This window comes from Kineosporia sp. R_H_3, from assembly GCF_002198675.1.
Lineage (GTDB): Bacteria > Actinomycetota > Actinomycetes > Actinomycetales > Kineosporiaceae > R-H-3.
Genome location: NZ_MWLL01000264.1, coordinates 16,841 through 29,327, shown reverse-complemented (window position 1 = coordinate 29,327; position 12,487 = coordinate 16,841). Strand labels below are relative to the sequence as shown.

7 protein-coding genes and 1 pseudogene are annotated in these 12,487 nt (G+C 75.1%); 3 read left to right on the top strand and 5 right to left on the bottom strand.

Going from position 1 to position 12,487, the window contains the following annotated elements; all coding sequences use genetic code 11:
- From ECOMGDLI_RS33055 to ECOMGDLI_RS33045, 3 genes and pseudogenes are all read right to left on the bottom strand, one after another.
- Positions 1-1,506: pseudogene (locus tag ECOMGDLI_RS33055) on the bottom strand (hypothetical protein); the annotation flags it as partial.
- A gap of 231 nt (positions 1,507-1,737) precedes the next feature.
- Positions 1,738-2,802 carry a MazG family protein gene (locus tag ECOMGDLI_RS36235; RefSeq protein WP_233153739.1) on the bottom strand — a complete coding sequence of 355 codons (1,065 nt, stop codon included), beginning with the start codon at positions 2,800-2,802 and terminating at the stop codon, positions 1,738-1,740.
- A 22-nt stretch (positions 2,803-2,824) separates the two neighbouring features.
- On the bottom strand, positions 2,825-3,463 hold the full coding sequence (locus ECOMGDLI_RS33045; RefSeq protein ID WP_088321059.1) for a hypothetical protein: 639 nt from the start codon (positions 3,461-3,463) through the stop codon (positions 2,825-2,827).
- 324 nt (positions 3,464-3,787) lie between these two features.
- On the opposite strand from ECOMGDLI_RS33045, the gene ECOMGDLI_RS33040 reads away from it, so the two are divergent.
- The gene (locus ECOMGDLI_RS33040; protein ID WP_143448079.1) at positions 3,788-4,672 is read left to right on the top strand and encodes a hypothetical protein; all 885 of its coding nucleotides are present in this window, start codon (positions 3,788-3,790) and stop codon (positions 4,670-4,672) included.
- Between the two features lie 101 nt (positions 4,673-4,773).
- Here the strand turns inward: ECOMGDLI_RS33040 and mfd are convergent, their stop codons facing one another.
- Together mfd and ECOMGDLI_RS33030 are read right to left on the bottom strand one after the other, a co-directional pair.
- The gene (gene mfd, locus ECOMGDLI_RS33035; protein ID WP_088321055.1) at positions 4,774-8,421 is read right to left on the bottom strand and encodes a transcription-repair coupling factor; all 3,648 of its coding nucleotides are present in this window, start codon (positions 8,419-8,421) and stop codon (positions 4,774-4,776) included.
- A gap of 164 nt (positions 8,422-8,585) precedes the next feature.
- Positions 8,586-9,395, bottom strand: an 810-nt coding sequence (locus tag ECOMGDLI_RS33030) for a Wzz/FepE/Etk N-terminal domain-containing protein (RefSeq protein ID WP_233153738.1), incomplete at its 3' end; no start/stop codon positions are given.
- Between the two features lie 279 nt (positions 9,396-9,674).
- Here ECOMGDLI_RS33030 and ECOMGDLI_RS36530 point away from each other — a divergent pair.
- The gene (locus ECOMGDLI_RS36530; RefSeq protein WP_088321051.1) at positions 9,675-11,135 is read left to right on the top strand and encodes an O-antigen ligase family protein; all 1,461 of its coding nucleotides are present in this window, start codon (positions 9,675-9,677) and stop codon (positions 11,133-11,135) included.
- Positions 11,132-12,439, top strand: a complete 1,308-nt coding sequence (locus ECOMGDLI_RS33015) for a phosphotransferase (protein WP_088321050.1) — start codon at positions 11,132-11,134, stop codon at positions 12,437-12,439. Before ECOMGDLI_RS36530 ends, ECOMGDLI_RS33015 begins: the two co-directional genes overlap by 4 nt.
- The last annotated feature ends 48 nt before the right edge of the window (positions 12,440-12,487 follow it).

The following is a 12,487-nucleotide window of genomic DNA, read 5'->3' as shown; positions in this document are numbered from 1 at the left end:
AGCCGGGGCGAGGTCGGCGTCGGCAGCGACCGCGGCGCCGTCGAGGACGGCGCCGTCGAACGGGGCCTCCTCGAACGATGCCTCCTCGAGCGGCGCGTCCCCGAACGGGGGCTGCTCGAACGGGGCCTGCTCGAACGGCGCACCGCCCGACGGGGCGGCCTCGAACGCCACGTCCTCGGAGCGGACGTCCTCGAACGCCGCGCCGTCGGACGCGGCCGGGGCGGCGGGCCGGTCGCCGTCCGCCCGTCGGGCCGTCGGCAGGGGCATCATCCGGGGGCGGCCGCCGTCGACCGCGACGGCGCCGAGGTCGGCGTCCGGCGCACCGGACCACTCCGAGATTCGCAGCGGGGACCAGTCGGGCCGTGCACCGGGACCGTTCGCAGCGGCCGGGGCCGCGGCACCCGCCGGGGCGGCGGCACCCGCCGGGGCGACGACGGCGCCCACCGGCAGGGGCAGCGGCTCGTACCCCGGGGCGGCCGGCTGCGGCGCGGCGGCCCGACCGCCGCGCCCGGAGCGCCGCGAGACGTCGATCGGACGTGCGCTGCGGGCCGGCCGGGTCCGCGCCCGGTCCCTGCGGTCGAGCAGGACGGCGCCGGCCGACCCGACGACGACGAGCACGAGCAGCGTGGTGAGCCACCACGGCGGGGCCGGCCGGGTCCGGACCGGGAGCGGGCTGACGTACGGCTGGAGCACGAGGGTCTCGGCGGGCAGGCCGCTGCTGCGCAGCAGACGCTCGAGGGGTGCCGACGCCGCGGCGACGACGTCCCGGGCGACCCCGCCGGCGGTCTGCGCGGAGCCGGCCTCGACCGCGACCCCGACCGCGGGACCGCCCGCGGCCCGGACCTCGACCCCGGCGGATCGTCCGGCGCGGACGGCGTCGAGCGCGTCGCCCTGCAGGGCGTCGACGACGAGCCGGCTCGCGACGGCGGGGTCCATCGTCGCGGCGGGCAGCCCGCCGACCTGCGCGACCGCGACGGCCTGGACGGCCTCGGCCCCGGACGGCGTCGTCCCGAGGGCCCGGGTGACGGTGACGACCCGCAGCCGGTACGCGGCCATCGCGGCGTCGACCTCGGCGGCGGTGACCTTCGGGCTCGCGGCGCCCGCCGCCTTGCGGACCCGCAGGCCCTCGGCGACCTGCACCCGCAGCGCGGCCGGCAGGCCCTTGTCGAGGACGGCGTTCGCGACGTCCTGCGCCGTGACGGAGTCCTCCGCGGTGACGGTGATGCGCAGCACCGAGGCCGGCCCCGGCTCGACGGCCACCGAGGCGCCGGCGGGGATCTTCAGCGCCTTGGAGGTCAGCGCCCGCGGGGCCACCGCGGTGGCGTCGGCGGCGACGTAGACCGGGTTCGCGACGACGAGCACGGTGCCCCGCGCCTCGAAGTGCGGGCGGGCGACGTAGGCGGTGCAGGCGGTCGCCGACACCGCGAGGCAGACCGCGGCCGCGATGGTGCGGCGGTGCCCCGCGGCCCAGCCCGGGGCGGTCGCGCCCCCACGGTCCGTCGTCATTCGTCCTCCGTCAGCCCAGGCCGCCCCGCGGGTGCCGGCCCGGATCCGGGTGGAGCCGGCGGACGGACGGAGCGGGACGGTCCCTTCCGGGACGGTAGCGCTTCGTAGTCATTCGCACACGTAAGGCGAACAGTGGAGGACGGCGTGTCGCCGCGGCGCGCCGTGCGGACACGCCGGAACCGCTGTGACGCAGGAGGAACCGCGGGCCGGTGGGGTTGTCGGCAGGGAAGGTCAGCCGGCCGGTCCGTCGACCCGGGCGACGGCCTGGTTCAGGGCTGCCCGCAGCGCCGCCTCGGCGTCCACGCCCTCGGCCCGGGCGGCGCGGACGACGGCGAGCAGGTCGGCGGCGACCCGGCCCTGCGGCGTCCCGGCGTCCGGCTCGACGTCGGCCGCCGCGGCGGGCCGCTGCTTCTCGACCCGGCCGAGCATCTTCTGCGCCCTGGCGAGCGCGGGCAGCGCGGCAGGGATGCCCTCGAAGACGCCGGTCCGCTGCTTCTCGGCGGCCTTGATCGTCTCCCAGTTGCGCTCGACCTCGTCCGCGGTCCCGGCGTCGACGTCCCCGAAGACGTGCGGGTGCCGGCTCACGAGCTTGGCGACGATGCCGGCGGCGACCTCGTCGATGCCGAAGGGCTCGTCGGGGTGCTCCTGCGCGACCCGGGCGTGGAACGCCACCTGGAGGAGCAGGTCGCCGAGCTCCTCGCGCAGGTGCGCGCGGTCCCCCAGCTCGACCGCCTCCATGACCTCGTGGGACTCCTCGAGCAGGTACGGCAGGAGCGACTCGTGGGTCTGCTCGGCGTCCCAGGGGCAGCCGCCCGGCGAGCGCAGGGTGTCCATGACGGCGACGAGGTCGAGCAGCCGCGAGCCGGGGACGTCGTGCGAGCCGGTGAGCAGCTCGACCTCGGGCGGCCGGGCCGCGACGGCGCGGCGGGTCAGGTGCTCGGCGAGCGCGTCCGTGAGCCCGGGGTCGCCGTCCGGCGAGCCGAGCCACACGACCGTGCGGCCGCCGTCCGAGGCCTCGAGCAGCCGGCCCGCACGCTCCGCGACGGGGACGTCCGCGAGGTCCTCGACGGTGACGCCGGCGTCCGCGAGCGCCTCGGGCCAGCCCGGTTCGAGGCCGGCCGCGAGCACCGTCCCGGCCTCCGTGAGCGCCTCCCACGCGGGCCAGGACAGCAGCCCCGGCGCGACCCGCGGGCTCGTCACGAGGATGACGACCCGCCCGTCGACGTGCTCGTCGGCCTGCTCGTCGATGGGCTCGTCGACGGGCTGGTCGGTGCGCTCGCCCCCGGGCTGCGTCACGTCGTGCGGCCGGTGCGGCCGGTCAGGGTGCGGGCGACGGCGTCGCCGCCGGCTCCGCGGCGGACTTCACGAGCCAGTCCGGGTCGGCCGGGTTGACCGGGAAGACGCCCTGGCCCTGCGGGTCGAACACCTTCTCGAGCGTGCCGTACCGCGGGTTCACGGAGATCTTCGCGTCCTGCAGCTGCGCGGAGATGGCGTTGAGCGTCGCGACCGCCTCCTCCTGCGTCGGGCCGGAGCCGTCCTGCTGCGGGAAGAGCTTCTGCCGCGCGAGGAAGGTCTGCACGAAGTCGAGGGTGGACGGCGAGGGCTCGACGCTCTTGGTCCGCGTGTTGACCCACTGGTTGTCCTGCACGAGGAACGTCTTCGCGTCGTCGACGGAGACGCCGACGCCCTTGTCGACCGCGGCCTGGACGAAGTACGGCTCGGTGATGAGGAAGCTGAGCACCGACCGCTGGTCGATGCTCTGCTGCAGCCCGGGGAGCATGTTCAGCTCCGCCGTCGCGGTCTGGAGCTCGGCGACGGAGATCCGCCGGTCCCCGACGACGGCCGCTGCGCCGGCGTCGATCCCGGCGCCGGAGCAGCCGGACGCCGCGAGCACGGCCCCGGCGACCGACACGGCGGCGACGAACCTGCGGATGGTGGTGCGCGTGCTGCTGCTCACGACGGTCCCTTCTCGTCCCATGCCGCGACGATGCTAGCCGCCCCGAGCACCCCGTCCGCGCACCGCCCCACCGCCGCGCGCACCGGCACCGCCCGGGCACGCCGTGCACCCGCACAGCACCCGGTGACCGTCCGCATGCCGGACCCCGTGTACCACCGGACGTCACAAGAGCGCTCCAACGCACGACACGCCGTGTTCCGGCGGCGTTGGTGCGTCCGGCGGTACGCCCGTCTCGCCGTTCGGACGGCGTGCCGTGCACGGGACGGGCGGCCCGCTTGTGGATAACTTCCGAGGCCTTCGGCGGATCCGGGGCATCCTGTCGCCGTGACGGATCTTGCGGTGTCCGAGGTGGTCCGACGGCTCGGCGGCCGTGCCCCGACAGCCGTTGTGCTGCAACGGGTCTCCCGGCGCAACCTGGAACGCGCGCTGCGGGTGGGAGATGTCGTGCGGGCGACCCGTGGGGTCTACGCATTACCCACGCTGCCGGTGCCGCGCGCTGTGGCGGCCCGCGTCCGCGGCGTCCTGTCCCACGCCAGCGCGGCGGAGCACTACCGCCTGAAGATGGTCACGCCACCGGACCGGGTGCATGTGACGGTCGCACCGGGGCGCAAGCCACGACCGGTGGACGGCGTCCGCTTCCACTACCGCACGCTCGCGCCCGACGAGGTGACCCGGCACGGCGTGACGACCGTCCTGCGGACCGTCCTCGACTGCGCAGCGGTCATGCCGTTCCGGGAGGCGCTCGCCGTCGCCGACTCTGCGCTTCGCCAGGACCTTCTGCTGCCCGACGAGCTGCTCGCCGGAGCGGTGGTGCTGCGGGGCCCGTTCAGTGCCGGCCCGCAACGGGTCGCGCGACTCGCCGACGGGCGCGCGGCCAACCCCTTCGAGTCCGCGCTCCGCGCCGTCCTGCTCGACGCCGGCCTCCCGTTCACGCCCCAGGTCACCATCACGTCGGACACCTCGTCGGCCCGGGTCGACCTCGCCGACGCCCGCCTGCGCCTCGTCGTCGAGGGCGACTCGTACACCTACCACGGCACCCGTCCGGCGTTCACGGCCGACTGCGTCCGGTACGACGAGCTCGTCCGCGCGCGCTGGGTGGTGCTCCGTTTCGCCTGGGAGCACGTCATGTTCGACGACCGCTGGCTCGTCGAGGTCGTCCGCGACGTCGTCGCGTGGCGCACGCAGGAGCTCGGCCGCCGCCGTCGGTGACGCCCATCGCCGTCCGGCGCATTCGCCGTCCGGCGGTACGGGTGTCCCACGATGCGGACGACGGGACGACGGACAGGCCGGACCGGCACGAACGGTCCGCGTCAGCGGCCCGCCGCCACCCCCGCCCCCGCGGCGATCGACCCCAGGAACACCGCCTCGACGAGCTGGGTGGCCCAGTCGAGGACGGCGGTGTCGCGCAGCGGCTGGCCGCCGACGCGGGCCGTCATGGGACGCGGCACGAGGACCGTGCGGGTCGCCTCCTTGAGCAGCGTGCCGGGGTAGAGGCGCTTGAGGCGCAGCTGCGCCGAGTCGGGCAGGTCGACCGGGCCGAAGCGGACGTGGTTGCCCTGGACGCCGACGTCGGTGAGGCCGGCCCGGCGGGCGAGCAACCGGAACCGGGCCACCGCGAGCAGGTTCTCGACCGGGGTCGGCAGCGCGCCGTACCGGTCCTCGAGCTCCTCGCGGACGCCCTGGAGCTGCTCGGGCGACGTCACCTCGGCGATCTTGCGGTACGCCTCGAGGCGCAGCCGCTCGCCCGGCACGTACTCGTGCGGCAGGTGCGCGTCGACGGGCAGGTCGACCTTCATCTCGGCGACCTCGGCGTCCGCCTCGCCGCGGTACTCGGCGACGGCCTCGCCGACGAGGCGCACGTAGAGGTCGAAGCCGACGCCCTCGATGAACCCGGACTGCTCGCCGCCGAGCAGGTTGCCCGCGCCGCGGATCTCGAGGTCCTTCATCGCGATCTGCATGCCGGCGCCGAGGTCGGTGTGCTGGGCGATCGTCGTGAGCCGGTCGTGGGCGGTCTCGGTGAGCGGGCGCTCCGGCGGGTAGAGGAAGTACGCGTACGCGCGCTCGCGACCGCGGCCGACCCGGCCCCGCAGCTGGTGCAGCTGGGACAGGCCCAGCAGGTCGGCGCGCTCGAGGATGAGCGTGTTCGCGTTGGAGATGTCCAGGCCGGTCTCGACGATCGTCGTGCAGACGAGGACGTCGAACCGCTTCTCCCAGAAGTCGACGATGACCTGTTCGAGCCGGTGCTCGCCCATCTTGCCGTGGGCGGTCTCGACCCGGGCCTCGGGCACGAGCTCGCGGATCCGGGCCGCGGCCCGCTCGATCGAGTCGACCTTGTTGTGGATGTAGAAGACCTGGCCCTCGCGGAGCAGCTCGCGCCGGATCGCGGCACCGATCTGCTTCTCGTCGTAGGCCCCGACGAAGGTGAGCACCGGGTGCCGCTCCTCCGGCGGCGTCGCGAGCGTCGACATCTCGCGGATGCCGGTCACGGCCATCTCGAGCGTGCGCGGGATCGGCGTCGCCGACATCGCGAGGACGTCGACGTTCGTGCGCATCTGCTTGAGCTTCTCCTTGTGCTCGACGCCGAAGCGCTGCTCCTCGTCGACGACGATGAGCCCGAGGTCCTTGAACCGCACCTCCCCGCCGAGCAGCCGGTGCGTGCCGATGACGACGTCGACGCTGCCGTCGGCGAGCCCGGCGAGGACGGCGTTCGCCTGGCCGTCGGTCTGGAACCGGGACAGCGCCTTGACGACGACCGGGAAGTTCGCGTACCGCTCGGTGAGCGTCTCGAAGTGCTGCTGCACGAGGAGGGTCGTCGGCACGAGGACGGCGACCTGCTTGCCGTCCTGCACCGCCTTGAACGCCGCCCGGACCGCGATCTCGGTCTTGCCGTAGCCGACGTCGCCGCAGATGAGCCGGTCCATCGGGACCGTCTTCTCCATGTCGTTCTTGACCTCGTCGATGCACGCGAGCTGGTCGGGCGTCTCGACGTACGGGAAGGCGTCCTCGAGCTCGCGCTGCCAGGGCGTGTCTGGGCCGAACGCGTGCCCGACCGAGGCCATCCGCGCCGAGTAGAGCCGGATCAGCTCACCGGCGATCTGCTTGACCGCCTTGCGGGCCCGGCCCTTCGTCTTCTGCCAGTCCGAGCCGCCCATCTTGTTGAGCCCGGGCAGCTCGCCGCCGACGTACCGGGTCACCTGGTCGAGCGAGTCGCTCGGCACGAAGAGCCGGTCGCCCGGCTGCCCCCGCTTGGACGGCGCGTACTCGATGACGAGGTACTCGCGCGTCGCGCCGCCGACGGTGCGCTGCATCATCTCGACGTACTTGCCGACGCCGTGCTGCTCGTGGACGACGAAGTCCCCCGGCCGCAGCTGGAGCGGGTCGACGACGTTGCGCCGCCGGCTCGGGAGCCGGCGCATGTCCTTGGTCGCCGAACGGCTGCCGGAGATGTCGGTCTCGGTGAGCAGCGCGAGCCGCAGGTCCTCGGCGATGAAGCCGTGGTCGATCGACGCCGTCGTCACGTGGACGACGCCCGGCTCGGGGGCGACGTCGACGCCGATCTCGAGCCGGGCCGGGACGTCGGCGCCGGAGAGCACCTCGACCATCCGCTTGGCCGGGCCGGGGCCCTCGGTCGTCGCGACGACCCGCCAGCCGGCCGACACGAGGGAGCGCAGGTCGGCGAGCGCCTTCTCGGTCTCCCCCGCGTAGCCGTCGACCTCGCGGGCACCGATCCGGATGACGTCCGCGTCGTCGCCGAGCGCGACGTCCATCTCGTCGACGAGGTCGGCGTCCCGGGCGAGCGACGTGATCGACCACCAGGGCCGGGACGTCGACCGGGCGTGCTCGCGCAGCCGCGACAACGTCCAGTACGACGACTCGGCGAGGTCGGCCTCGGCGAGCCCGGCGGGGACGGCGTCGGCGGGCAGCGCCGACAGGTCGACCGGGACGGCGTTGCCCGCGGACGCGTTCGCCCACGAGGCAGCGAGGAACTCGTCGCTCGTCGCGACGAGGTCGTGCGCCCGGGAGCGGACCTTCTCCGGGTCGACGAGCACGACGACCGACCCGGCGGGGAGCAGGTCGAGCAGCGGCTCCATGCCGTCGACGAGCACCGGCGCGAGGGACTCCATGCCCTCGACGGCCACCCCCGCGGCGATCTTCGCGAGCATGTCCGCGACGCCCGGCAGCACGGGCACGAGCGACTCGGCCCGGGCCCGGACGGCGTCCGTGAGCAGCACCTCGCGGCACGGCGGGGCCCACAGCCCGTTCTCGGCAACCTCGAGCGAGCGCTGGTCCGCGACGGAGAACCAGCGGACCTCCTCGACGGTGTCGCCCCAGAACTCCACGCGCAGCGGGTGGTCCTCGGTCGGCGGGAAGACGTCGAGGATGCCGCCGCGGACGGCGAACTCCCCGCGCCGCTCGACCATGTCGACCCGCGAGTAGGCGGCACCGGCCAGCGCCTCGACGACCTCGTCGAGGTCGGCGTCCTGGCCGGGCTGCAGGCCGACCGGCGTGAGGTCGCCGAGCCCGCGGACGACGGGCTGCATGACGGCGCGGACGGGTGCGACGACGACGCTGACCCGGCCGGCGACCGGGTCGTCCTCGCGCGGGTGGGCGAGCCGGCGCAGGACCGCGAGCCGCTTGCCGACCGTGTCGGCGCGCGGCGAGAGCCGCTCGTGCGGCAGCGTCTCCCAGGCCGGGAACTCCACGACGGTCTCGGGGTCGAGGTAGCAGCGCAGCGCGGCGGCGAGGTCCTCGGCCTCGCGACCGGTGGCGGTGACGAGCAGCACGGGGCGGCCGGCGCCGGTCGGTGCGGCGGCGGCGAGGGCGGCGACGGCGAGCGGCCGGACCCCCGTGGGGGCCACGACGTCGAGGGCGGCCACCGAGCCGGTCAGAGCGGTCTCGACGAGGGCGGCGACCCCCGGCTCGGACCGGACGGCGTCGAGCAGTCCGCGCAGGGTCATGCCCCTAGTTTCCCCTGTCCGCGCGGGTGCGGCGTCCAGGGGGTCGGTGCGGGGACGGGGCGGGTGCTCAGCCCTGTCGGACGGTCGCGCCCGGGGCGCCACCGGTCGGCGTCCGGCTCGTCACCGTGGTGCCCGGGCGGGCCACCGGCCGGGCCGGGCACCANGCCGCCGGCGGCGGGCCGGCCGTGCTGCGGGGCGACGGCGCCGGAGGCCCGCGGCGGGACCGGGGCGGTGAGCCGGCGGCGGCTGCGGGCCGGCCAGAGGACGGCGAGCGCGAGGCCGAGGATCGCCCCGAGGCCGAGCCCGGCGGGGATCGCGACGAGCGGCTTCGGCGACGCCGGCGACGTCGGCTCGACCGGCTTGTTGATGATCTCGCCGGCGGTGTTCGCGAGGAGCGACTCCAGGCTCCGGCGGCTCTGGACGAGGACGTCGAGCTGCGTCTGGAGCGCCGTCGTGGACTTCACGGCGATCTGCTTCTGCACCTCGTCGATGTTCTTGAGCACCTCGGCGTACTGCGTCTTGGCGACGGCCTGCTTGCTCTGCTTGCTGTACGTGAGGTAGCTGTCGGCGACCGTCGCGGCACCGCGCACCGCCGCCGCCGGCGAGCCCGCGGAGTAGGTGATGTCGACGACCTGGGTGTCCTGCGGCGAGGAGACGGCGATCGAGTGCCGCACGGTCCGCATGTCGATGCCGAGGGTGTCGGCGGCGAGGGCGGCGACGGACGTCGACTGCACGACCTGCATCTCGGTCTGCATCGAGATGATGTTCGACACGTTGATGTTGCCCGCGTACCGGTCCGCGACGACGGGCTCGACCTTCACCGAGGCGGTCGCCGAGTACGTCGGCGGGGTGAGCACGACGTAGGCCACCGACAGCAGGAGCCCGAGCATCATCGGGGCGACCGCGAGGACGGGACGCTGCCTGACGCGCGTCACGACGTCCTTGACGGTGAGCGCGCCGGTGATGTCCTCCATGCCTGCGGGCCTCCAGGTCGGTCCGGGCGTCCTCGTCGTCAGCCTGTCGTGTCGCACAGCCTAGGGCGGCCGTGGGGCGCACGGGCACCCCGGGCCAGGATCTACACCGTTCGCTCGGTTTGTCCGCGACTCTCCGCGAACGTGCCGGCGGACACCCTGGCCTGCTGAAGAATGATCGGCACGTCCCGGCTAAGGCTGAACCCCTCCTCGGGCGATGAAGACAGGGACGGCGCACCGCCGAGCACCGCCCCGAGAACGACCGACGAGGACGAGCGACCCGTGGAGGCCCGCACCGTGAGCGCGCTGCAGCAGGCGGGGGGCGTGGCCGTCGGCCCGCTCGACCGCCGCGGCGCCCGGGCGGCCCGCGCGGGGGTGCTACCGGCCTGGCCGGTCACGTGGCTGTTCGTGCTCTTCCCGCTGTGGTGGGTCGCAGGGCTGATGCCCTTCGTCATCCCGATGGCGGGAGCCGTCTGCCTGTTCCTCATGTCGGTGCGCGGGTCGATCCGGCTGCCCCGGATGTGGCTGCCGTGGACCGGCTTCATCATCTGGATGCTCGTCTCGGCGTCGATGATCGACACCGCCGGCCGGATGCTCGGCTTCGCGCAGCGCTGGACGACGCTCGTCGGCGCGAGCATCGTCGCGGTCTACGTCTACAACGCCGCCGAGCGGCTCACCCGCCGCCGCCTGCTCGGGGCGATGGCCTGGTTCCTCGGCTGGGTCGCCGCCGGCGGCTACCTCGGGATGATCGCCCCGTACACCCGGATCAACACCCCGATGCTGCGGATCATGCCGCGCAACATCGCCTCGAACGACTACGTCCGGGAGCTGCTCAGCCCGCGGTTCGCCGAGGTCCAGCAGCCGTACGGCGCGCCCTACCCCTTCGTCCGCCCGGCGGCACCGTTCCCCTACACGAACGGCTGGGGGCACGCGTTCGTCCTGCTCCTGCCGCTCGTCGTCGCGCTGTGGCTCATCGCCGACCGCCGGCTCAGGACGACCCTCACGCTCCTCGTGCTGGCCGCCGTCCCGCCCGCCCTGGCGACCCTCAACCGGGGCATCTTCGTCGGCGTGGCGGTCACGGCGATGATGACGACGCTGCGGCTGCGGCGCCGGATCCGGCTCGGGCACGTGCTGCTCGCCGCGGTCCCGCTCACGGCGGCGGCGCTGTTCGTCCTGAGCACCGGGGCCCTCGACCGGATCTCGCAGCGCACGTCGACGAGCTCGACGACGGCCGACCGGGCCTCGATCTACCGGGAGGCCTTCGACCGCACGCTGGAGTCGCCGCTGCTCGGCTACGGCGCCCCCCGGCCGTCGGAGCTGCTCGGCGTGAGCGTCGGCACGCAGGGCCACTTCTGGTACGTCATGTTCTCCCACGGCTTCGTCGGGCTGGCCCTGTTCCTCCTGACGATCTGGGGCCTCGCGGTGGCGACGCGGCGCACGACGGACCTCCCGGGCGCCTTCGTGCACATGACACTCGTCGTCGTCTCGGTGATGCTCATGTTCTACGGGCTCGACGGGATGAACCTGCTCATCGTCCTCGTCACCGCGGCCCTGCTGCTGCGCCGCGACGACCCGGTCCGCTCGGACGCCCCGGTCGTGCCGGAGCGGGTCGTCCGCCGGCACGGCGTCCCCCCGCACCGGGAGAGCCACCTCGAGCGCAGCCTGCGCTGGCCGGACGTCGGGATCCCCGCCCCAGGCCGGCCCGCGCCGCCCCCGCGCCCGACCGGAGGAGCACCGTCGTGACGACCACCGCAGGCCGCGTCACCATCGAGCTCGGCCCCTCGTCGCCGCGTGTCGACGCCGCCACCGCCCAGCTGCGCCACCTGTTCCCGGCGACCGGGGTCGACGTCCACGTCGGCTACGGGCCGCCGCCGGCCGGGTACCGGGTCGTCGACGCCTGGCGGGTCATCCCGTCGGCCGCCCGCCCGCTGTTCCTCGTGCCCGTCGACGCGGGCGCCGCCCGCCGGCTGCTCACGTCGCACAACCGGCTGCGCGGGCCCAAGGTGCGGGCCGCCCGGACGGCGGCCTCGCTCGCGGTCGCGGGCCTGGCGGCCGTGTCCGGCGACCGCACGGTGCTGCGGGCCAGCGTGCCCCGTGACGTCCCGGACGACGCCGTCGACGCGGCGCTCGTGACCCGGCACCTGCGCCGGCACGTCCCGGGCGCCGTCGCGACCGCCGTGAGCCTGCGCGCCTTCCACCCGCTCGCCAAGCCGACCGTCCAGGTCACCGACGGCCGCGGCCGGGTCGTCGCCTTCACCAAGGTCGCGTCCGACCCGGCGACCGGCGAGCGGGTCGAGCGGGAGGCGGTCCTCCTGCGCGACCTCGGCGCCGGTCTGCCCGGGCCCGCCGTCCGGCTGCCGCGGGTGCTCGACCACGGCACCGTCGGGCCGTTCACCGTGTCGGTCGTCGAGCCCCTCCCGCAGAGCACCCGCGGCGCCCGCCGGGACGACGAGGACCGGGTGCTCGACCGGCTCGCCACCTTCGCCGCGGCCTTCGACGACGCCGGCCCGGCGACCGCCCCGCTGCGCACGACGGCGCTCTGGACCGAGCTCACCGCCCGGGTCCGCGCCGTGACCGGCCCGGACTGCACCCGCCCCGACCTCGCGGACGCCCTGCGCGCCCTCACCGAGAGCGTCGAGCGGGCGGACGGCGACCGGCCCGTCGCCGTCGGCGCCTTCCACGGCGACTGGGTGCCCTGGAACATGGGCTGGGCCGGCGACACGCTCTGGGTCTGGGACCTCGAGTACGGCAGCCGGCAGGGCCCGGTCGGGCTCGACGCGCTGCGCTGGGTCTACCAGTGCACGCACGTCCTGGACGGCGCGACCTTCACCGAGGCGGTCGCCGCGATGGCCGCCGCCGGACCCCGCGTCCTGCCCCGGCTCGGCGTCCCGGCCGCCGACGTCCCGGACCTGGTCCGCACCCTCGTCCGGGTCCACCTCGTCGCGGTCCTCTCGACGGCCCTCGCGGCGCTCGCTGCGGGCCGCGGCCTGCCGCCGGGCCTGGACCCGGACGCCGCCGCCGTCCTGCGCACCTGGACGGCACCATGATCGTCCCCGGCCAGAGACCGGCCGCCCCGGACCGAACCACCCCCGACC

What these genes read in the sequence shown, in the direction of transcription:
- mfd (WP_088321055.1), bottom strand. Translation starts at nt 8,421, where the DNA reads ATGACCCTGCGCGGACTGCTCGACGCCGTCCGGTCCGAGCCGGGGGTC.